The following is a 19,235-nucleotide window of genomic DNA, read 5'->3' on the forward strand; positions in this document are numbered from 1 at the left end:
ATCCAGTGTTCGAGGCACAACTGCAGAAGCCCGATCGTCAGGACTTCGATCTGGTGATCATTGGCAGTGGTGCTGGTGGCGGCACCTTGGCGCGGGTTCTCGCGCCGACGGGTCTGCGCATCTTGATCCTGGAGCGCGGGGATTGGTTGCCCCAGGAACCGGAGAATTGGGATGCCGAAGCTGTTTTTCAGAAGGGTCGATACGTCTCCAAAGACATCTGGTACGACGGCAAGGGCCAGCCGTTCCAGCCAGGAAGTCATTACTTCGTCGGTGGTGCCACCAAGATGTATGGCGCCCACCATTTCCGTCTGCGGCAGCGGGACTTTGAGGAGCTGGAACACCGCGACGGCGTCTCCCCGGCGTGGCCCCTGCGCTACAGCGACTTCGAGCCTTTTTACCAAAAGGCCGAGGAGATGTATCACGTCCATGGACTTCGCGGTGAGGACCCCACCGACCCCCCAAGTTCAGCGCCCTATCCCCATCCGCCGATTTCCCACGAACCGCGGATTCAACAGCTTGCCGATGATCTGCGCTCGGCCGGATTGAACCCCTTTCATGCCCCCAGTGGCGTGATGCTGAATGAAGCCAATATGGAGATCAGCCGCTGTAGGCGCTGCAACAACTGTGATGGCTTCCCCTGTCTGGTGCATGCCAAAGGTGATGCCGAGGTCTGTGGTGTCAGACCGGCGCTCAAGGAAAGCGGAAATGTCTCCCTCTTGACCCGCGCTGAGGTGAAGCGCCTGGTGACCAATCCAGAGGGGAGTGCCGTCACCTCCATTGAGGTGGAACGCGATGGGGAACAGCTCAGCTACAAGGCCAATGTTGTGGTCGTCAGTTGCGGTGCGGCGAATAGCGCCCGCTTGCTGTTGATGTCGGCCAACGATCGTCATCCCCGCGGATTGGCCAATGGCTCCGATCAGGTGGGCCGGAACTACATGTTCCACAACAGCAAGGCCGCCGTTGCCCTGTCCCACGAGCCCAATCCAACGGTCTTCCAGAAGACCATCTCAATCAATGACTGGTATTTCGGCGATGCCGATTACGACTACCCGATGGGCAATATTCAAATGACGGGTAAGACCCGCGGCGCGATCATGAAGGGCTACGCCCCGCTGGAGACCTTCCTGGTTCCGGGCTGGACCATGGACAAAATCGCCGAACACGCCCTCGACTTTTGGGTGTCAACGGAGGATCTGCCGGATCCAAATAACAGGGTGACGATTGATGCGGGGGGGCACATTCACCTGAACTACAAGGTCAATAACCAGACCTCAGCGGATCGGCTCTGGGGTCGCCTTCAGGGAATCCTCGACAAGCTCTACTTGAAGAAACACCTGGTGGAGCGTCAGGTGTACATCAAAAATGCCATGGGCATCGCGGCCGTGGGTCACCAGGCTGGGACCTGCCGGTTTGGCACGGATCCGGCGAGCTCGGTGCTCGATGTCAATTGCAAGGCCCATGAGCTCGACAACCTGTATGTCGTCGATACCAGCTTCTTCCCCAGCATTGGGGCGGTGAATCCATCCCTCACCGCCATCGCCAATGCCATTCGTGTGGGCGAGCACCTGACGGCTCGCCTGAGGACCTAGAGGGTGAGGCCGGTCTGGAGCACCTGCTCGGTAATGGCGTGATCCAGCGAGAAGAAGCCGCCGCCGCAACCGATCAAGACAACACACATCACGACATACATCGCCGCTTTCTCCCAGCTGGGGGGCTCGCCCACCCCAAGGGGGCCGGCGTAGTCCCCTTCTGGAATCAGATAGGGGTCAACGGCAACGAAGGGCAGTCCACCCTTCATCTCCAGGACCATGGCGTAGGCCATCGACACCAGAATTCCAAAGGCCGCAATCGGGGTCAGGATTCCGGCCACCAACGCGATGCCGCCGGCCCACATCGATCCGGCTGAGAGAAAGCAGAGCCAGGCCGGGGTGCCCAACATTTGCGACCAGGTCTGCAGGTTTTTCAGCTTCGGCCAGCCATGGCGGATGAAGCAGATCCCCGTAAAGACCCGCAGCACCAGCAAGGAGGCTTCCGCAATAGGCGAAGGGGCCAGACCTGCGGGTGCATCGGGCACCAGCAAATTCACAAGAGTGACGTCCACAGCACTTCCGTGACTTCCCGAAAACTAGACATCACAACCGAAACCGGCCGCGCTTAATCCACGCTGATTAACTGCAGCTGGTGGCCGTCTGGATCGCGCACCTGCAATCCCCGCTGGAAACCCAAGAGCGCCGCCTGCTCGCTGTTCAGCGTCTGCACTCCGTCGGACACGTGCGAGCCGCCAAAGGACTCGAGACGTTGGCTGATGGCATCGAGCTCTGCGACCTCAAGACGGATCTGCCAGTGGGCCAGGTCTGCCGCGGATTGATCGACCGGCAGGGGCCTCCCCCCGGTGGGCTCGATGTAGTTCAGGCATTCCACCCCCGCTCCCTCAGGGCAGCGGTGGGAACTGATGTGGACCCGCGTTCCCTCCAGACCATCCAGCCGGTCCTGCTCCAGGCCATGGTTCACCCCATCACCGCCGAAGCGCAGGCCTAGGAGGTCTCCATAGAACGCAGTGCTGCGTTCGGTGTTGGCGTTGGCAATGGCGCTGTGGTCGATGCCAAGGAAGGTCCCGGCAGGCGTGTTGGGATGCCAGCGGGCATCGCCTTTGCCCCCTGGGAACTGCAGCAGCTCAAGGCAGTGCCCTTCGGGGTCGTGGAATTTGTAGGCCTGAATTCCAGCCGCCCCTTGGTTCCACTGCGGCAACGTTTGCGGACCAGTGGAGATGGGCTGAAGCGCACCGGCCTGCACCTGGGCCGTGATCGGCTCCGCCGCCTTCGCCATGTCGGAGACCACGATGCAGATGTGCTGAAACCAGAGATCGCAACTTCTGGAATCCTGCTGAATCGGACGCCCTGGGGGCAGTCCTGGGCCTAGTTCCAGGACCTCGGTGAACTCCAAACGCTCCTGGCCGAGTTGGAGTTGGTGCAGGCGCAAGCGGCTTCCAGGCAGGCCGATGAGCTCCGCGTAGGGACCGGCGTCGATGTCGAACGCGGCCACCGGGCTGAAGCCGAGGTGTGTTTCGTAGAACGCGCTGAGGCGGTTGGCATCTGAGCAGCTGAAGCCGATGCTTTTGATCTGGGGAGTCATCGGGTACCTCGGGTGTTTGTGAAGAGGGAATAGAGCTGGTTCGAGGCACAGATGAAGAGGCGACTGCCGTAGCGATCGCCAAAGCAGAGGTTCGAGACCCGTTGGGGAACGCGAATTTTTCCGAGGAGCGCTCCATCCGCGGCAATCACATGCACGCCATCACCGGCGCTGCACCAGAGGTTCCCCTGCTCATCGATTTGAAATCCGTCGGCCCAGCCGACATTGACTTTGTGAAAGAACTGACCCGGTCCCAGGCTGCGTCCATCGGCTGCAACTGGATAGCGAATGATGTGTTGCCGCGGTTCATCGGCGTCAGGGGCTCCTGTCTCAGCGACATACAGCCACTGCTCATCGGGTGAGAAGGCCAGACCATTCGGTCCGTCGAGGTCGCGGATCACTGCATCAAGCGCGCCTGTTTCAGGGTCCAGGCGATAGAGCGCAGCGGGCTGCTCAGAGGCTTGCCGGCCCCCTTCGTAGTCATTGAGCAGGCCATAGAGGGGATCGCTAAACCAGATCGATCCATCCCGCTTCACCACGACATCGTTCGGTGCATTCAGGCGTTTACCTTCGGCCGCATCCACCAGGGTCGTCACCTGTCCATCGTGTTCCAGTCGGGTGAGACAGCGACTGCTGTGATGGCATTGGATCAGGCGTCCAGCGGCATCACGGGCTTGTCCGTTGGCGAAGTCAGAGGGTTCCCGAAAGACACTGACCCCATCGCGTTCGCTCCAGCGCAGCGTGCGGTTGTTGGGGATGTCGTTAAACAGAAGGCAGTGGTGGTCTCCAAACCAGAGCGGACCCTCCAGCCAGCGAAATCCCTCCGCAAGTAGCTCGAGCTCCGCGTTGAAGAGCACCAGCTGCTTGAAGCGCGGGTCGAGGCAGTCGCAGTGAGGAGCAAGCGGGCTCATGGCTGGGCAAAACAACCCGGTTGCAGATTCAGCCAGCGCTCATCCCGCGGTTGGATGGCCATCTGGATGCAGGGTTCATCCCCCAGTTGTTCGGAGAGGTGACCGCAGCGTCCCTCGGCATCGGTGATGCAGTTCTGATCGCCGCCGAAGGAGAACTCGCCAGGCCCCACTTCAATGCGCTGGCCATCCATGCTCGTGATGGCCCAGCGCCCCTTGAGCACATAGATCAATTTGGGTGCTGGGTTTTCATGCCAGCTCGCTTTCCAACCCACGGGTAGGACCACGGCCGTGGCCATTAACTCGTTCTCAATCACCCGGTTGAACAGAGGGGTATTGCGCGGTCCCAGTTGGATCAACTCAAAACCGCTGAGCTCGCAGTAGGTCTGTCGACTGATGCCATCGGCATCACGCCAAAGGTGCCAGTAGCCAAGAGCAATGCCTTGGTCGCTGTTGTTCACGGTCTCTTGTTGCGGTGGGCCCCAGCTCAGCTTGTCCTTGGTCCTGGTGGTTGTCAGCTGTGGTCTGTTACCGCCGCCATGCATACCCTGCGGATGAGTGATCAAACGGCATGTCGACGAATCCCTACGCCATGGAGACCCTCTCCAATTTCCTCAAGGGAAAGGTGATCATCGTGACGGGCGGCAACAGCGGAATTGGTAAGTCGATTGTTGAAACGGTGGCCCGCCTTGGCGCCAAGGTGGTGATCGACTACCGCTCCCATCCCGAGGCAACGGAAGAGCTCGAGCAAGAGATTGGCGAGCTGGGGGGCTGCTCCTATGGGGTGCAGGCCGATGTGGGCAAGTTGGATGATTTGCAGCGTTTGGTTGAGGCCGCGGTGAGTCGTTATGGCCGCCTCGATGTCATGGTGAATAACGCTGGTATCGAAACCAGGACGTCGATTCTGGACACCACGCCAGAGGATTTCGACAAGGTCCTGAATGTCAACCTGCGCGGCGTTTTCTTCGCGACCCAGTACGCCGCCAAGCAGATGATCGCCCAGGGCAGTGGCGGCCGTGTGATCAATATCTCCTCGGTGCATGAGGACTGGCCGATGCCCAATAACACCCCCTATTGCGTGGCCAAGGGTGGTGTGCGGATGTTGACCCGAACCGCTGGCGTGGAGCTGGCCTCCAAGGGCGTGACGATCGTGAATGTGGGGCCGGGCGCTGTGGCCACGCCGATCAACGACTCGACGATGAACAACCCGGAGTTGCTGGCCAAGCTCAACGCCGCGATCCCGATGGGGCGGATGGCTCAGCCCGATGAGATCGCCAAGGTGGTGGCTTTCCTGGCGAGCGATGCCGCCAGCTACATCACGGCCACCAGCATCTTTGCCGATGGCGGAATCATGCAGAGCAGTCCTGGTCTTTAAGGGCACGCCTTGACCGTGCGGTCATGAAGATCACCCCCGAGCAACTGCTGCAGATGCGCCGCCGCCATCGCGGTTATCGCATCACCTTGGGGGCGCAACTCCTGTTGCTGTTGCTGTTGCCGGTGGCACAGCGGGTGCCCTGGTTGCTGTCCTTGATGCTCTGCCTGCTGGCCATCGAGTTGATGGTGTTTTTGGCGCGCTATTCACCGCTGGGGCGTAAACGCCTGACCTACAGCCTGGGGACGCTCGCGGTGGTGCTGGAGATCACCTGGCATCTGGCCCTGCGTTGGTGGCCAATCCTGGGAAAAATTCTGACCCTGCCCCATGTCATGGTCTGGGTTCTGTTTCTTTTGGTGGTGGCGATTCGCAAGGTCAAGGCTCTGGTGCGGGAGCCCTATGTGACCTTCTCGGTTGTGCTTGGGGCCGCCTCGGGTTACCTCAGTGTCGGTCTGGCTGGTGGTGTGCTGTTGACAGCTCTTTGGGTGCTGCACCCAGCGGCCTTTCTGCAATCATCCCTGCCTCAGCTCTCGGCCCTGGGCGACCTCACCGTGGCCGTGGCTCCAGCCCTGATGGCGGCCTCGTTTTCATTGCTTACCACTGTGGGAACGGAGGTGCTGCGTTCGAGTGATGTCACGGTTCAGGTGTTAGCGAACCTGATCACGATTAGTGGGCAGCTCTACGTCGCCATCTTGATTGGTTTGATTTTGGGGCGTGTGCATCACCGGGCCGTGATCTGACGCGATTTCGGCGGCATCATGTGCTCGGTTTGAGAGCACCGCCGTGGTTCTGCGCACCCGCGAGCTGATCCGCAACCTGTTGCAGTTGTCGCTGCTTGGTGTGCTCGTCGGGGTGGCCTGTTGGCCCTTCAACATGCTCGATCGTTGGCAGGACCAACTGCTGGGTCTGCTGCCGGCCTTCAGTGGTGAGGGGTGGACCCCAACCTCCCTTGCCTTGGCCTGTTCGCCGCTGGTGGTGGTGCCGATCCTGCTGTTGTTGCAACGGGGAATCTGGGCCCGGGGCGCCGGCTCGGGTATCCCCCAGACCATGACCAGCATTGAGCATCCAGCCCAAGCCTCGGCGCTGCTGGGCTGGGCACCCAGCCTGCAGCGCTTGGCCCTTTGGGGAATCGCCAGCCTTGCCCTGATCCCGATCGGCCGTGAGGGGCCCGTGGTGCAGGTCGGTGCGTCGGCCGCCCATTTTTTGCGGCGCCGTTTCCCGAATTGGTTCTATGGCTTAGGGCAAGCCGAGCTCTTGGCGGTGGCCGGCGGTGCTGGTTTGGCCGGGGGTTTCGATACGCCGCTCTTGGGTGTGGTGTTTGTGGTGGAGGAGTTCATCAGTGCCTTTTCCTCCACCCTGATCTGGCCTGCCCTGGTCGTCAGTGGGATGGCCGCCTCCTTCAGCAACCTGGCCGGTCAGCCGATGTTTGCCTTGGGCACCGTGGGCGTCGAGCCGATGGAACTGCTGCAGGTGCTTTGGGCGCTTCCCGTTGGCCTGCTCGGCGGTTTGGTGGGGGCGGCCTTCGCCCGCCTGTTGCTGGCGGGCACCCGTCGGGGTGTTGCGTTGGCGCGCCGTTATCCGATTCGTTTAGGCCTCGGTGTCGGAGCGTTCCTGTCGCTGTTCCTGCTGGTCAGCGGCGGTATGGGAGGTGGTGACGGCGAGCTGCTGATGGGGCGGTTGCTGTTTGGCTCAGCCGATGGGGTGGAGCTCCCCCATGGGTTGTGGACCGATCTGCTCACGCTTGTGCTGCGGATCATTGGTCCGGTTTTGGCCCTCTCCACCGGTATCCCCGGCGGATTGATTGATCCCTCCTTCACCTTTGGCGCGGCCATGGGACAGGTGATCGGCGATCTTGCGGGCTCGCCTCAACTCTTTTTGGCCTTGGGCATGGTGGCTGGACTGTCCGGCGCCACCCAGCTCCCGGTGATGTCAATTCTCTTTGGGATTCGACTGGCGGGAGATCAGCAGTTGCTACCGGGACTGCTGGTGGCTTGCGTGCTGGCCGCCTACGTCAGCCGGCAGTTCGTTGCCAAGCCGATCTACCACGCACTCCATGCCCTGAGTGGCGAAGCTACGAAGACGTCTCCGTAATCACCAGGGCTGAGCGCTCGCGGGTGGCAATCATCCAGAGCCATTTGGTCAGCAACGTCAACCGACTTTCATTGGCGGGCATGAAGGCCAGGTGCGCCAGGCCCCAGAGGACCCAGCCCAGGGGACCGCTGAGTTTGAGGCCCCGCAGGTTGGCGACCGCAAAGAGTGGTCCGACCACCGCCATGCTGCCGAAGTCGGTGAACGCAAATGCGGGATTGGGCTGGCTTTGGCACTGGGCCAGGATGTCCTTGGCCACCCAGCCCCCCATCTGCACCGCCGGGCCGGCCATCCCAGGCAGGGGTTTGCCATCGCGGGTATGGCTGTAGCTGCAGAGATCTCCGATCACTCGGATCTCGCCATGCCCTTTGATCGAAAAGTCCGGCTCCACTACGACTCGGCCGCCACGGTCGAGTTCACAGCCGGTGCGCTCGGCCAGCAGCTTCCCGAGGGGGGAGGCGGCGACACCGGCCGTCCAGCAGATGGTGTTGGCCTCCAGGGTGACTTCGCCATCTTTGGTGGTGATGACGACCTTGCCCTCGCTGATGTCCTTGACACGCCCCCCCAGCAGGAGCTCGACCCCCTTGGCTTTGAGGTGATCGCCAGCCGAGGCTGAGAGCTGCGGATCCATGGCCCGCAGGACTCGATCGCCTGGGTCCACCAGCGTGACCTTGCAGTGGGTGGGATCGATCTGCATGAAATCCCGCTCCAGGGTGTGCCGCATCAGATCGTTGAGGGATGCGGCGAGTTCGCAGCCGGTTGGACCTCCTCCGATCACCACCACGGATTGCAGCCACTTGCGGCGTTCTGGGTCGGGGGTTTGCTCGGCCTCCTCGAGGGAGTTCAAGACTTTGCGGCGGATGGCGTAGGCATCCTCCAGGGTCTTCATCGGAATGGCCTCGCTGCGCCATTCGTCATGGCCGAAGTAGCTGCTGGTCGCTCCTGCGGCCAGAACGAGATGGTCGTAGCGGTAGCGGCGGTTGTTGAAGACCACCTCCTTGTCCTTGGTATTGATGTCATCCACTTCCCCCATCAGGATCTGGATGTTTTCGGATTCCCCCAACATCACCCGCAGGGGGGAGGCCACATCGGTTTGGGAGACCAGGCCAGAAGCCACCTGATAAAGCAGGGGCTGGAATAGGTTGAAGTTGCGCCTGTCGATCAGGGTGACGCGAACGGTCTTCCCCGCCAGGACATGGGCCGCCCGCAGCCCGGCAAACCCACCGCCAACGATCACCACATGGGGCGCGGATCTGAGCAATTCAGACGGAGGGGTCAGCTCGAGAAAAAAGCGTTCGGGAGCCATCGGCCAGTGGGTGCTGACTTCAAACTATCCACGGTTTTCAAAGCTGGCTTTAGCGCCTAGAGACCCAGCCGGACTTTCACAGACCCTTCGGGTTGAACTTGAACCTCCATCGGTTTCTCTTCTCCCACGCGGACCTGCATCGGTTTTTTCTCGCTGATCTCGACGTTGATCGGTTTGGGATGACTCATCCTGAGCTGAATCGGCACAGCCTCCCTCATGCGGACCAGCACCGGCTTCTCCATGACGAGGTCATGTTGCAAGGTCCCCCCGACGGTCACCGGCTTGCTGAAGCTCACCTCCAAGCGGAGTTGAATCGGGTGCCGGCTGCTTCGTGCCAGCAGCACAAAACCCATGGCCCCAAGTAGGAGCACGGTGACCGGCCAACGGAGATCGAGCCAACGCTTATCCATGGCTTGAGTTAAGCCTGATTGGACGATTGGCGCTCAACGTTGTCCCAATAAGTCATCCCAGCTCGGAGGGCAGCTTGGCCTGGGGCTGGCCTGTGGCCGCTGCTGATGACGGCTGGTGTCGACGCTTTTGTTTGGCTGCTTTGTCTGGCTTGCGGTTGTGTTCTCTGGCCGCAGCTTGGAATGTGTGTGTGGCATGAACTGAATCTGGAATGGGATATGAACGCACGCAGCTTTTGCTGTGACCTCAAGATAGTCCTGATGACTTGGAGTAACCACTGGCTGATGGCAATCCAGCCCGTTCTCATCCTTGCGGGTGGTTAGTTCTTCAATACATCGACTGCAGTCTCAATCTCCACACAGTTGCCATCAATGCGAATGTTTCTCCAGGTATTCGAAAACTGCTTGGTAGTGGGCTGTCGTCCAGGACTTGCGACCTTGCATCGCTTCTGCAAATTCGGTCGCCTCGATCTGCCGCTCACGCTCGCGTCTTGATCGTTCGTCCAGTTTTCGCCAGGTTGACTCTCTCATCAGATCTTGGCCGCGGCGGGTTGGATTGGATCCACCGACGATGTCCTCCGCTTCAGCAAACTCCCCTTCCTTGAGCGCAGCGGCCATGCCCAGCACCACTGCATCAGCCCTCAGCGCAACCGTTGCAGCGAAACCCTGCCCTCACACCTGGCTCACTGATCACTGGGAGCTTGCGTTTCCAAGAGCAGACTCTTCTATCTGCAACGGTTGTTTCTTGGTTGCGACGGGGCACCCCCAAGTCGTTTTGGAGCGCTGCTGGAAGGGTTGATCCAGCTGGATCAGTTCATAGGACCAGTGACAACTCAGGGCGGCCAAGAGGCTTTGGCGATCTCCAAAGATCCGGAGCATGGTGGTTGTGTCGCTCCGCCAAGGCTGGCCCCAGCTGAGGACGGTGCTGCGGCAAAGGATGCGACGGGGTGCGCCAAAAAGCACAGCCGGCGGTAGCGGACGGCGGCCTGATTGCGTCAACCTGGGGAGACCTTGCTCGATCCCAGCCATGCACCGTCGCGCGCTGCTGCTGCTCATGGCTGGAGCGGCCACGGCCACCGTTGCTGCTGGACACAGTTGGGCCCAGGTGGCGAGTCCACCTCCCCTGAGCACCACCCGCTTTTTAGCGGTGGGCGATGTGGGCAGCGGCAACGTCCATCAGCGGGCCGTTGGGACCCAAATGGCGGCGGTGCATCGCCGGAAGCCCGTGGACTTGGTGCTGCTGGCTGGGGACAACATCTACCCCTCAGGAGACATTCGCAAGGTTCAGTCGACGTTCCTTGGTCCCTACGCCGAGTTGCTGGCCGCCAAGGTCCCCTTCCACGCAGTCCTGGGCAACCACGACATCCGCACGGCCAACGGCGATCCCCAGGTGGCCTACAAGCCCTATGGCATGAAGGGGCGCTTCTACAGCGTCCGCCGCGGCGAGGTCGAATTTTTCATGCTGGACACCAACGGCAATGCGCCCTGGACGTCCCAGTTGTCCTGGCTGCGCTCCGCCTTGGCCAAGAGCCAGGCCCCCTGGAAAGTGGTGGTGGGCCATCACCCGATCTACTCCTCCGGTCTCTACGGCAACAACCCCGGCCTACGGGGCAAGTTGAGCTCCTTGATGCAGCGCCATGGGGTGCAGCTCTACATCAATGGCCATGAACACCACTACGAGCGCAGCAAGCCGATCGACGGCATCACCTACCTGATCGTTGGAGGCGGAGGGGCCTATCTCCGCCCCGTGATCGCCAAGCCCCAATCGGCGAAGGCCGTGAGCGTTTACAGCTTTGCGGAACTGGAGGCTGGGCCCAACAGCCTGACCGTGCGGGCTTGGGACCGTGACGGAAAGCTGATCGATCAGGGCGTCGTCGCTCGCCGCTAGCGCTGCTCCAGTCGATCCAGGCTCGGGATCAAGGCGGCGGCGGCGATCAGGCCCATGCTCAAGATCAGCAGGGCTGGGATCAGGGCCGCCCCGACTCGCTCATCGCTGGCGTACTGATAGACGCGAACGGCCAGGGTGTCGAAGTCAAAGGGCCTGAGCGCAAAGGTCAGCGGCAGTTCCTTCACCGTGTCGACAAAGACCAGCAGGCTCCCCATCAGCAGCGGTCCCCGCAGCAGGGGGAGATGGATGCGCTGCAGCACGCCCCCCCAGCTCTGGCCCAGGGAGGTGGCGGCCTCATCGATGCTCGGGGGAATGCGCTCCAGGGCCGCGTCGAGGCCGCCTTTGGAGACCGCTAGGAAGCGATCGACGTAGCCCCAGACCAGCAGCAGCAGAGGGGCCAGGGCCAAGGGGCCACCAATCAGCATCAGGGCGAGGGCCAGAACGGTGCCCGGAATGGCGTAGCCCAGGCCAGCGGCAAAGCTCAGGCGCCGAATGCCGGCATTGGGAATCCAGCGTTTGGCAATGGAGAGCACCAGGCTGACGACCACCGTCAGGACGGCGGCCACCAGGGCCAGGCCAAAGGAACGGAGACCCAGCTCGAGCAGTTCCGCGCTGTCTTCGCTCTGGAGCTGGTCCCAACTCAGCAGGGCCCAAACCAAGGGCAGGCCAAGGCTCAGCAGGGGAGGGGCCAGGCAAAACAATTGACTGAGCCAGCGCTGATGCCCCTGAAGCCGCCAGCGCTGTTCGGGCTCGCCGCCGCCGCTGATGGTCCAGCAGCGGCTACGGCGCCGCAGGGTGCGCTCCGCTCCGACCAGGAGGCCCACGATCACCAGGGCCATCAGGGCCAGAGCGACAGCGGCTTGGGGATCCCCCTCTTGCTGCCAGCGCATCAGGATCCCGGAGGAGAGGGTCGGGACCCCGAGCAGTTGCACCGCTCCCAGCTCGTTCACCACCTCCATGCCCGTGAGCGCCACCCCGGCTCCAATCGAGGGCAGGGCCATGGGCAGGGCCACGCGCCAAAAGCTGCCCCAGGGGCCGACTCCGAGGCTGCGGCAGGCCTCTAGCTGCCGTTTGCCGCTCACCGAGAAGCTCTCGGTCGAGAGCAGGAAGACATAGCTGTAGGTGCTCAGCACCATCACCGCCAGGGTGGGGTTGAAGCCATGGATGCGCTGGCCAAATCGACTGCCCAGGTCGATCAAGGTGGCCGCCAGCAGATAGCTCGGCGTGGCCAGGGGCAGCAGCTGCGCCACCCGCAACCAGCGGCGCCCGGGGAAGTCACAGCGGGCCGTCAGCCAGCCCGTTCCGGTGCCTAGTGCGGCGGCCAGCCCCCCGACCAGGAGCACCAGGGCCAGGGTGTTGCGCACCTGAACCGGGCCTTCATCACCCAGGCCCCAACTCTCGATGCCGCCGCCGCTGAGGGCAAACCAGGCCAGGCCGAGGACCGGGGCGAGGGCCGCTGCGCAAATCAGCAGGACTCCGGCGCCCAGCAGGCTTCGCTGTGGCAGTTGTCCCCGTGCCAATGCTTTGCCTGAGGCTGCGGCGCAAAGCCTACGGGGAAGGGATGTGATGAATGTCACAGATGCGGGTGGCCAATGATCAACCCCGCGGCAGAGGGGATCGGGCCTGGGCATAGTTCCGCCAGTGCTCTTTGATTCGGTCTTGGCGTTTCAGCGTCTTCGTTCCTTCATCGCACCTGAGCGCCTGGCAGCGGCTGCTCTGCTCGGCGTCACCGCCGGTGCGGCTGTCCTGACCTCCCTGGCGAAGGCCAACAGTCAGGAAATTGGCGTCTATTCGGGCCGCCACTACAACACCGACAAGGCGCTCTACAAGCAATTCACCCAGAAGACGGGGATCAAGGTCCGCTTGCTTGAGGCGAAGGATGACGCCTTGATCGAGCGGATTAAACGCGAAGGATCCAACAGCCCAGCCGATGTTCTGGTGTTGGCCGATGCGGCGCGCCTGGACAAGGCTGCAGGCGCGGGTCTGTTTCGCCCCAGTCGCTCGGTCTCGCTCAGCCGCGACGTGCCTGCGAACCTGCGGGACTCCAAGGGGCTCTGGTTTGGCCTGACGCGTCGGGTTCGCGTGGTGGTGGTGAACCCCAAGGCGGTGAACCCGGGCAGCATCCGCACCTACGCCGACCTGGCCAATCCGGCCTTGAAAGGCAAGCTGTGCCTGCGCAATCGCAAGAGCGTCTACAACCAATCGCTGGTCGCTGACCAGATGATCCTGCGCGGCGATCAACAGGCTGCGGCATGGGTGAAGGCCATGACCGCCAACGTCACGCAGCCCTACTTCAGTTCCGATACCCCCCTGATTCGCGCCGTCGCCAATGGCCAGTGCGGCGTTGGTCTGGTCAACTCCTATTACGTCGCCCGGATGCTGGCTGGCGGTAACGGCTCCTCCGACCAGAAGCTGGCCGACCGAGTGAAGGTTCTCTTCCCCAATCCCGCCCACGTGAACATCACCGGTGCCGGGGTGGTCAAAACCGCGAAGAACCCCGAGGCGGCGCTGAAGTTGATCGAGTTCTTGGCGTCACCCAGTGGAGGTCGCGGTTATGCGGAAGCCAACAACGAATATCCGCTGCGGGGCTTTGGCAATAACGCGGTGCTCAAGCGCCTGGGCACGTTTAAGGCCGACGGGGTCTCGGCCCAGCAGATGGGTGCCAAGAACAAGGCGGCGGTGGCCTTGATGCAGTCCAGCGGTTGGCGCTGACGCCCTGGCGCAAGAGCGCAAGGACTCGGCCAGCCGCCCTGCGCGGCTGGCTTTTTTGTTGCGCGGCCCGCGCTCCATTTGCAGCTAGGAACTGCTATTGAGAATCGCTTGCAAAAGGCGGGGTTTCTTGTTTATCTTGCGACGCATTCGCAACTAGCCCGTTTTCGGGGGTCATGTCCTTCCGCTTTCTCCCTGACGCCCCTGCCAGTGCCGTGCGGATGCCGGTCGGCCAAACCGTCTTGCTCGATCCTGCTTTGCATGCCGGTGGCAGCTGCATCGAGGTGCTCGAGGGCATGGCTCGCGTCTATTGCCCCTGTGAGGAGACCGAGGGGATGACCCTGGCCTTCCTCCAGCCCGGCGATCAGCTCCGCACCGATCGGCTCTGCAGTGAGGGTGTGTGCGTGGAGGCCTTGACTCCGTTGGTCTTCAGCAGCGATGCCAAGGCTGTGGGGGCTGGCGGCTTTGACCCGGTCAATGAGTGGACCCTGCAGCTGCTGCGCATTCGCCACCTGGGCACGGCTGAGCAGCGGTTGCATGCTCTCTTGAGCCTCTTGGTCCATCGCCTGGGTCGCCGCTGCGGCGATTGGTGCGATCTCCCTTTCCGCCTTACCCATGACCGGATCGGTGAGTTGATCGGTGCGACCCGGGTGACTACCACCCGGATGATCTCGAAGTTCCGTCAGGCCGAGCTGCTGGAGGCGCCATTGGGTGAGGCTGGCTTCCGCCTGGCTCCAGCCCTGGTGGATTCCGCTCCTCTGGCTGGGGGGTTCTGAAATGCAGTGCCCTTGTGAGGCCGGCGTCTCGGTGGATGCCCTGGGCTGTCTCTGCCGGGAGGCGGAAGGGTTGCGGTCGCGTTTGGTTCGCATCGATGCAGACCAGGCGCGCTGTCAAAACCCTGCTCTGTGCCGGCGCTTGCAGCGGGAATCGGAGCAGCTGTTTTTGCGCCTGGCTGAGCTCAGGCGACTGGGCCAGTGGCTGCAGTCCGCGCCCGTGGCGGTTGATCGCTTGACGCTGTCGCTGTTTCAGGAGCTCTGCAGGCGGCCCCTACCCAGTTCTTAGGCGACGGAGGCCGGTGCGCTTTGGCCGGCGGTGAGTTCTCCGTCGATCACCAGCAGGGCGGCTGGGTCGGAATGGGAGAAGCTGATGCGATCCAGCAGATGTGCCGCTTGGTTTTCTGAGTCGATCTGGCTCTGCACGAGGGGATCGAGGAAGACGGTCGTGCGCACATCGCCGCTGCGCTCGGCCATGGCATAGAGCTGATGCAGGGAGGTGGTGACCTCGGCCTCCATTTGGAAGATGCCTTGGAAGACCTCTTCGACGCTGGTCCAGCTCTGGCGCGGTGCTGTGAGGGGTTCCAGCGTGACCGCCTGGCCCCGGGCAATCAGGTAATCCGCGAACAGGCCGGCGTGGTGCTGCTCCTCGCTGGACTCCTGTTTCAAGAAGCTGCTGAAGCCCCGCAGCCCGCGTTCGGCGAACCAGATCGCCAGGGCCCAGTAGGCCGCACTGGCTTGGCGCTCCATGGTCAGGTGCTCCTGCAGCGCCCCGAGGAGATCAGGGGCCATCGGTTGGGCCACGGCCCGCCCGGCGGGGCCGCGGGCGATTGATTGGGTCATGGGGGGCCGTGGGGAGTTGGCCGCAAGCTACGGGCTCAGCTGGTCTGGCGCAAATCAATGCTGACAATCAACTCGCTTGCGCAAAAGAGAATCGATTGCAATAAGATGACTGCATTGCGATCCTGCACGGTTCGACCCTGATGGCCCCATCCATTGGCCCCTCCTCGGATCTGCCTGTCCAGCCTGAGGGCAGGCTCCAGGCCTGCGCCAAAAAGAAGGGTTGCAAGCAGAAGAAGTGCTCGAAGTGGAAAGGCGGGAAGTGTCGTTGCGGCCGGGACTAGCTCCCAGGGCGGATCAGGTCGGCCCGAGGGGATTCGCCCGCCGGCTGCCGTTTCCAGGCCTCTGCGCCGGTCAGGACGGCTGAGGCAATCAGTAATAAGGAGAAGCCCCGCCGTAGATGGCGATCGCTGAGGTGAGGAGCCAGCCATTGGCCGGCCACCGCGCCCGCGGCTCCGCCCGCCAGCAGCGGAATGAGGAGCGGAAGGCTGGCCTGCGGCCAGTGGCCCAGGGCAGCCAAGGCCACCAACCCATTGACGGCGATCAGCAGCAGGCTAGTGCCGCTGGCGAGGGCCATCGGTAGACCGGCCAACAGCACCAGGGCCGGAACGATGGCGAACCCTCCGCCGACGCCGGCGATGCCCGTCAGTAGACCCACCAACAGACCCTGCGGCAGCAGCAGAGCTTCGGACGCCGCGCGGCCGCCTGCCGGGGCTGGACGTAGGAGCAGCCAGGAGGCCAGGACGGCGGCGGCGGCAAAGACGCTGAGTTGAACCGCCTCAGGGATTAGTCCGGCCTTGACCCAGCTCCCGCCGATCCAGCTGCCGGCGAGGGCCGGGAGTCCCAGCAGTAGGGCGGGCCTGGGGGCGAATTGGCCGCGGCGGAGGTAGGGCCCCAGGTTGGCCAGCGCCAGGATCATCACGACGATCAAGGAGAGCGGCACGGCCTCCTTGGTCGGCAGAGCGGCGCCGCTGACCAAGAGAGGCAGCAGCAGGATGGAGCCCCCTGCCCCGAGGACGGAGAGCAGAAAGCCGATCAGGCCGCCCCCCAGTCCCAGCAGGATCAGGCTGATCACAGGGAGACCCGGTTCCAGGGCATGACGGCCAGCAGGCGGGCCATGCCACAGAAGCCGCTGACGCCGGCAAAGGTCAGGCCAGCGCCAACGAACCAGGTCAGCGCAATCCAGCCGGGGGCGACGGTGTTGCTGAGGATCAGGCCCAGCAGCACCAGTGAACCGGCGGCAATTTGCACCTGACGCATCAGGGGCAGGGGTGCGTTTTTGAGTTTGCGCACGGGGAAGCCGGCCCCCTGCCAGGTGGGGAGTCCCCCCTGCAGCTCACTGAGCGGGTGGGGGTGCCCCTGGGCCATGAGTTGCCCGAGGGCGCGGTTGCTGCGGTTGCCGCTTTGGCAGACCAGCACCAGGGGGCCCTGGGGAAGATCCGCCTGCAGCAGGCGGTTGAGCGGCACGTTCAGGCTGCCGGCGATGTGACCGCTGGCGAACTCCATCGGTTCACGCACATCAATCACGCTGATGCGCTTGGCGGCGAGTTGATCGGCCAGGTCGTGGGCGCTGATCGGTTGGGTGTGGGTCATGGGAGTGGGTGGGGTGATTAGTGGTGGATGGAGCCCACGAGTGGGTAGCCCTCATCGCTCCAGCGCAGGAGCCCGCCGCGCAGATTCGCGACGCGATCGAAGCCGGCCTTCAGGAGCTGTTGGGTGGCCAAGGCCGATCGGCTCCCCGCATGGCAGACCACAACGAGGGGACGGTCGCTGGGTAGCTCTGTTTGGCGCTGCTCCAGGTCCTGCAGGGGAATGTGCAGGCTGGTTTCGATCCGGCCATCGGGGCCCTCGACTTCGTCCTCCGAGCGGACATCCAGCACGGTCACCGCGTTGCGATGTTCCGCCAGCCAGCTGGGGGGGAGCTCGGGGAGCCCTGCGAAGCTGCGCTGAACCGGTGCCCAGTGCTGAGCGGGTTGCTCGTCGCGGGGCTGACCCGAGCGCATGTTCCCGGGAAGGGCGATGGCGATCTTGCCCGGGTGGGGCAGCTTCATGTTGGTCATGTGACCCACGAAGTCCCGTTCATCGGCACCACCGCCGAGGCGCGCGTTGAAGGCTTTCTCCTCGGCCACTGAGGTGAGGGTTCGGCCGGTGTAGTCGTGGCCTGGGTAGAGCAGGCAGCTGTTGGGCAGGCTGAAGATCTGCTCGGTGATGGAGCGCCAGAGGGTGTGGGGGTCACCCTGCTGGAAGTCGCAGCGCCCGCAGCCGCGAACCAAGAGGGCGTCGCCGGTGAAGGCGGCGGATTGGTCGTCCAGGACGTAGGTGACACACCCATCGGTATGCCCCGGGGTGCTGCGCACCTGCAGGTGGCGGCTGCCAAAGGCCACGTGGTCCCCGTGCTCGAGGGGCAGGGTGACGTTTTGGGCGCGGGCGGACTGGGCGAGGCCAATGGCGCAGCCGGTGGCTTGCTGCATCAGCCAGCTGCCGGTGACGTGATCCGCGTGGGCGTGGGTATCGAGGCTGGCGACCAGCTGGATTCCCAGCTCGCGAATGAAGGAGAGATCTCGGTCGTGTTGTTCAAACACCGGATCGATGATCACGCCCTCGCCGGAGGTGACATCGGCCAGCAGATAGGTGTAGGTCCCCGTTGTCGCGTCGAAGAGTTGGCGATGCAGCAGGGGTTGCCCACCGGCTGCATCAGAGAGCGCGACCGGGGAGGGCGCGATGGAGGCCATGGACTCCGCTTCAGGCTTGTATGACTATACACGCATAAAGCCTTTGTGATCACGCGCCCTGTTTTCGGCCAAAGGCTTGAACCACAGCGCTCTGGCCCTGGTGGAAGGGGCCTTCCTCGATCCAGCGTTCGGTTTCCTGGAGTTCGAGCCAGGTCAGTCCCTGGAGCTCGGCTTCCAGCTGGGCCGCTGTGATCAGTAGCGCCGGGTTGGGCGGCCCGCCGGTCCCTCGGTTGAGTTGCGCCGGGTTGTAGGCCTCAAGGATCAGGTGCCCTCCAGGTTTGAGCGCTGCAACGGCGCGCCGGTGCACCAGGGCCCGGAGTTCGGGTTCGAGGTGCATCCAGATGGCGACGATCAGGTCGACGCTCTCGGGCTCGGGGCTGAAGTCTCGCAGGTCCCCGCAGCGGCAGTGCAGCGTCACTCCCTGGGTCTCGGCGAGCTGTTGGGCCATTTCCAGGCCGACGGGGCTGAGGTCTTGGGCGGTGACGCGGTGCCCCTGTTTGGCCAGGTGGACGGCGTTTCGCCCTCCCCCTTCCGCCAGGCAGAGGGCGTCTCCAGGGGAGAGGGAGGCCGCCTTGGCTCTCAGGAAGTCGTTGGGCTCTGTGCCGTAGGCGTAGTGGCTCTCGCGGAAGCGCTGATCCCAGAACTCCTGATTCATTGGCGAGGCCAGGCATAATGCGTTTATCGTCATACAGCATTGCAATGGGCGCCGCAGGTGCAATGCCCTCCCAGGAGTTGCTGGAGGAGTACAGCCAGTTCTTTCGGCTGCTGAGTGAGCCGGCGCGGCTGCAGCTGCTCTGCCATCTCAAGCAGGGGCCCATTGATGTCGCGGCCTTGATTGAGGCCACCGGTTTTTCCCAGTCCCACATCAGCCGGCAGCTCGGTCAGTTGCAGCGCGCGGGTCTGGTCCGCTGTGAGCGTGAGGGGACTCGAACGATCTGGCAGGCGGAGGGCGATTTGGTCGATGACCTGTGCGCCTTGGTTCAAAACCGTCTCAAGCAACGACTTCAGGCCCAGCTGGATCAGCTCCAGTCGGCCTGAGAGTTGCGTTTTCTGTTCTCAATGCTTAAGCGCCCCTTGATTTCT

Annotated in this window: 22 protein-coding genes; 9 read left to right on the forward strand and 13 right to left on the reverse strand. The window is 63.1% G+C overall.

All coding sequences use genetic code 11. The features are described 5' to 3' along the window. Nucleotides 1-5 precede the first annotated feature (5 nt). Nucleotides 6-1,589 (forward strand): GMC oxidoreductase, encoded by a 1,584-nt coding sequence (locus LY254_RS12285; protein ID WP_247477508.1) that lies wholly within the window; start codon nucleotides 6-8, stop codon nucleotides 1,587-1,589. Here the strand turns inward: LY254_RS12285 and LY254_RS12290 are convergent. From LY254_RS12290 to LY254_RS12305, 4 genes are read right to left on the reverse strand one after another with little or no spacing between them, the layout of a single operon-like run. Next, nucleotides 1,586-2,101 (reverse strand): DoxX family protein, encoded by a 516-nt coding sequence (locus LY254_RS12290; protein WP_247477509.1) that lies wholly within the window; start codon nucleotides 2,099-2,101, stop codon nucleotides 1,586-1,588. The two genes, LY254_RS12285 and LY254_RS12290, sit on opposite strands and share 4 nt — an antisense overlap. 53 nt (nucleotides 2,102-2,154) lie before the next feature. Beyond that, nucleotides 2,155-3,132 (reverse strand): VOC family protein, encoded by a 978-nt coding sequence (locus LY254_RS12295; RefSeq protein ID WP_247477521.1) that lies wholly within the window; start codon nucleotides 3,130-3,132, stop codon nucleotides 2,155-2,157. Then, complete coding sequence (locus tag LY254_RS12300) at nucleotides 3,129-4,040, reverse strand: SMP-30/gluconolactonase/LRE family protein (protein ID WP_247477523.1); 912 nt, start codon at nucleotides 4,038-4,040, stop codon at nucleotides 3,129-3,131. Before LY254_RS12300 ends, LY254_RS12295 begins: the two co-directional genes overlap by 4 nt. Next, on the reverse strand, nucleotides 4,037-4,498 hold the full coding sequence (locus LY254_RS12305) for a cupin domain-containing protein (RefSeq protein WP_247477524.1): 462 nt from the start codon (nucleotides 4,496-4,498) through the stop codon (nucleotides 4,037-4,039). Before LY254_RS12305 ends, LY254_RS12300 begins: the two co-directional genes overlap by 4 nt. A 110-nt stretch (nucleotides 4,499-4,608) precedes the next feature. Between LY254_RS12305 and LY254_RS12310 the strand changes: the two genes are divergently transcribed. From LY254_RS12310 to LY254_RS12320, 3 genes are read left to right on the forward strand one after another with little or no spacing between them, the layout of a single operon-like run. Further along, on the forward strand, nucleotides 4,609-5,412 hold the full coding sequence (locus LY254_RS12310; protein WP_247477525.1) for an SDR family NAD(P)-dependent oxidoreductase: 804 nt from the start codon (nucleotides 4,609-4,611) through the stop codon (nucleotides 5,410-5,412). 23 nt (nucleotides 5,413-5,435) lie between these two features. Further along, nucleotides 5,436-6,149 (forward strand): hypothetical protein, encoded by a 714-nt coding sequence (locus tag LY254_RS12315; protein ID WP_247477527.1) that lies wholly within the window; start codon nucleotides 5,436-5,438, stop codon nucleotides 6,147-6,149. Nucleotides 6,150-6,192: 43 nt separating this feature from the next. Further along, nucleotides 6,193-7,500 carry a chloride channel protein gene (locus LY254_RS12320; protein ID WP_247477528.1) on the forward strand — a complete coding sequence of 436 codons (1,308 nt, stop codon included), beginning with the start codon at nucleotides 6,193-6,195 and terminating at the stop codon, nucleotides 7,498-7,500. Here the strand turns inward: LY254_RS12320 and LY254_RS12325 are convergent. From LY254_RS12325 to LY254_RS12335, 3 genes are all read right to left on the reverse strand, one after another. Continuing rightward, the gene (locus LY254_RS12325) at nucleotides 7,481-8,803 is read right to left on the reverse strand and encodes an NAD(P)/FAD-dependent oxidoreductase (RefSeq protein WP_247477529.1); all 1,323 of its coding nucleotides are present in this window, start codon (nucleotides 8,801-8,803) and stop codon (nucleotides 7,481-7,483) included. The genes LY254_RS12320 and LY254_RS12325 overlap by 20 nt on opposite strands. Before the next feature lie 56 nt (nucleotides 8,804-8,859). Then, nucleotides 8,860-9,213, reverse strand: coding sequence for a hypothetical protein (locus LY254_RS12330; RefSeq protein ID WP_247477531.1), 354 nt, complete (start codon nucleotides 9,211-9,213; stop codon nucleotides 8,860-8,862). Nucleotides 9,214-9,579: 366 nt separating this feature from the next. After that, nucleotides 9,580-9,828, reverse strand: a complete 249-nt coding sequence (locus tag LY254_RS12335; RefSeq protein WP_156797844.1) for a hypothetical protein — start codon at nucleotides 9,826-9,828, stop codon at nucleotides 9,580-9,582. A 409-nt stretch (nucleotides 9,829-10,237) separates the two neighbouring features. Here LY254_RS12335 and LY254_RS12340 point away from each other — a divergent pair, with 409 nt between their 5' ends. Further along, nucleotides 10,238-11,098: a metallophosphoesterase gene (locus tag LY254_RS12340; protein ID WP_247477532.1), complete on the forward strand. Its 861-nt coding sequence runs from the start codon at nucleotides 10,238-10,240 to the stop codon at nucleotides 11,096-11,098. On the opposite strand, the gene LY254_RS12345 is transcribed toward LY254_RS12340, so the two are convergent. Further along, the gene (locus LY254_RS12345) at nucleotides 11,095-12,618 is read right to left on the reverse strand and encodes an iron ABC transporter permease (protein ID WP_247477540.1); all 1,524 of its coding nucleotides are present in this window, start codon (nucleotides 12,616-12,618) and stop codon (nucleotides 11,095-11,097) included. The genes LY254_RS12340 and LY254_RS12345 overlap by 4 nt on opposite strands. A 121-nt stretch (nucleotides 12,619-12,739) precedes the next feature. On the opposite strand from LY254_RS12345, the gene LY254_RS12350 reads away from it, so the two are divergent. The 3 genes from LY254_RS12350 to LY254_RS12360 all read left to right on the forward strand — a co-directional run bounded on the left by LY254_RS12350 (nucleotide 12,740) and on the right by LY254_RS12360 (nucleotide 14,869). Further along, nucleotides 12,740-13,810, forward strand: a complete 1,071-nt coding sequence (locus tag LY254_RS12350; protein ID WP_247477541.1) for an extracellular solute-binding protein — start codon at nucleotides 12,740-12,742, stop codon at nucleotides 13,808-13,810. A gap of 173 nt (nucleotides 13,811-13,983) precedes the next feature. Beyond that, on the forward strand, nucleotides 13,984-14,583 hold the full coding sequence (locus LY254_RS12355; RefSeq protein ID WP_247477543.1) for a Crp/Fnr family transcriptional regulator: 600 nt from the start codon (nucleotides 13,984-13,986) through the stop codon (nucleotides 14,581-14,583). A gap of 1 nt (nucleotide 14,584) precedes the next feature. Further along, a complete protein-coding gene (locus LY254_RS12360; protein WP_247477544.1) occupies nucleotides 14,585-14,869 on the forward strand; it encodes a hypothetical protein in 285 nt (94 codons plus the stop codon). Here the strand turns inward: LY254_RS12360 and LY254_RS12365 are convergent. The 5 genes from LY254_RS12365 to LY254_RS12385 all read right to left on the reverse strand — a co-directional run bounded on the left by LY254_RS12365 (nucleotide 14,866) and on the right by LY254_RS12385 (nucleotide 18,807). After that, a complete protein-coding gene (locus LY254_RS12365; protein ID WP_247477547.1) occupies nucleotides 14,866-15,423 on the reverse strand; it encodes a ferritin in 558 nt (185 codons plus the stop codon). The two genes, LY254_RS12360 and LY254_RS12365, sit on opposite strands and share 4 nt — an antisense overlap. A gap of 277 nt (nucleotides 15,424-15,700) precedes the next feature. Then, the gene (locus tag LY254_RS12370) at nucleotides 15,701-16,495 is read right to left on the reverse strand and encodes a sulfite exporter TauE/SafE family protein (RefSeq protein ID WP_247477548.1); all 795 of its coding nucleotides are present in this window, start codon (nucleotides 16,493-16,495) and stop codon (nucleotides 15,701-15,703) included. Further along, complete coding sequence (locus tag LY254_RS12375) at nucleotides 16,492-17,013, reverse strand: rhodanese-like domain-containing protein (RefSeq protein WP_247477550.1); 522 nt, start codon at nucleotides 17,011-17,013, stop codon at nucleotides 16,492-16,494. The genes LY254_RS12370 and LY254_RS12375 overlap by 4 nt, the downstream gene beginning before the upstream one ends. Before the next feature lie 17 nt (nucleotides 17,014-17,030). Then, nucleotides 17,031-18,152 carry a rhodanese-like domain-containing protein gene (locus LY254_RS12380; RefSeq protein ID WP_247477553.1) on the reverse strand — a complete coding sequence of 374 codons (1,122 nt, stop codon included), beginning with the start codon at nucleotides 18,150-18,152 and terminating at the stop codon, nucleotides 17,031-17,033. A gap of 49 nt (nucleotides 18,153-18,201) precedes the next feature. Further along, entirely contained in the window at nucleotides 18,202-18,807 is a 606-nt protein-coding gene (locus LY254_RS12385) for a bifunctional 2-polyprenyl-6-hydroxyphenol methylase/3-demethylubiquinol 3-O-methyltransferase UbiG (protein WP_247477555.1), read from the reverse strand. A 44-nt stretch (nucleotides 18,808-18,851) separates the two neighbouring features. On the opposite strand from LY254_RS12385, the gene LY254_RS12390 reads away from it, so the two are divergent. Continuing rightward, entirely contained in the window at nucleotides 18,852-19,190 is a 339-nt protein-coding gene (locus tag LY254_RS12390) for an ArsR/SmtB family transcription factor (RefSeq protein WP_371820470.1), read from the forward strand. Nucleotides 19,191-19,235: the final 45 nt, after the last annotated feature.

The organism is Synechococcus sp. NB0720_010 (genome assembly GCF_023078835.1).
GTDB lineage: Bacteria > Cyanobacteriota > Cyanobacteriia > PCC-6307 > Cyanobiaceae > Vulcanococcus.

Bases quoted from the DNA above. Each gene is read 5' to 3' on its own strand.
- LY254_RS12325 (WP_247477529.1), bottom strand. From the start codon at position 8,803: ATGGCTCCCGAACGCTTTTTTCTCGAGCTGACCCCTCCGTCTGAATTG.
- LY254_RS12295 (WP_247477521.1), bottom strand. From the start codon at position 3,132: ATGACTCCCCAGATCAAAAGCATCGGCTTCAGCTGCTCAGATGCCAAC.
- LY254_RS12385 (WP_247477555.1), bottom strand. From the start codon at position 18,807: ATGAATCAGGAGTTCTGGGATCAGCGCTTCCGCGAGAGCCACTACGCC.
- LY254_RS12340 (WP_247477532.1), top strand. From the start codon at position 10,238: ATGCACCGTCGCGCGCTGCTGCTGCTCATGGCTGGAGCGGCCACGGCC.
- LY254_RS12355 (WP_247477543.1), top strand. From the start codon at position 13,984: ATGTCCTTCCGCTTTCTCCCTGACGCCCCTGCCAGTGCCGTGCGGATG.
- LY254_RS12390 (WP_371820470.1), top strand. From the start codon at position 18,852: ATGGGCGCCGCAGGTGCAATGCCCTCCCAGGAGTTGCTGGAGGAGTAC.
- LY254_RS12365 (WP_247477547.1), bottom strand. From the start codon at position 15,423: ATGACCCAATCAATCGCCCGCGGCCCCGCCGGGCGGGCCGTGGCCCAA.
- LY254_RS12375 (WP_247477550.1), bottom strand. From the start codon at position 17,013: ATGACCCACACCCAACCGATCAGCGCCCACGACCTGGCCGATCAACTC.
- LY254_RS12315 (WP_247477527.1), top strand. From the start codon at position 5,436: ATGAAGATCACCCCCGAGCAACTGCTGCAGATGCGCCGCCGCCATCGC.
- LY254_RS12335 (WP_156797844.1), bottom strand. From the start codon at position 9,828: ATGGCCGCTGCGCTCAAGGAAGGGGAGTTTGCTGAAGCGGAGGACATC.
- LY254_RS12330 (WP_247477531.1), bottom strand. From the start codon at position 9,213: ATGGATAAGCGTTGGCTCGATCTCCGTTGGCCGGTCACCGTGCTCCTA.
- LY254_RS12300 (WP_247477523.1), bottom strand. From the start codon at position 4,040: ATGAGCCCGCTTGCTCCTCACTGCGACTGCCTCGACCCGCGCTTCAAG.
- LY254_RS12380 (WP_247477553.1), bottom strand. From the start codon at position 18,152: ATGGCCTCCATCGCGCCCTCCCCGGTCGCGCTCTCTGATGCAGCCGGT.
- LY254_RS12360 (WP_247477544.1), top strand. From the start codon at position 14,585: ATGCAGTGCCCTTGTGAGGCCGGCGTCTCGGTGGATGCCCTGGGCTGT.
- LY254_RS12310 (WP_247477525.1), top strand. From the start codon at position 4,609: ATGTCGACGAATCCCTACGCCATGGAGACCCTCTCCAATTTCCTCAAG.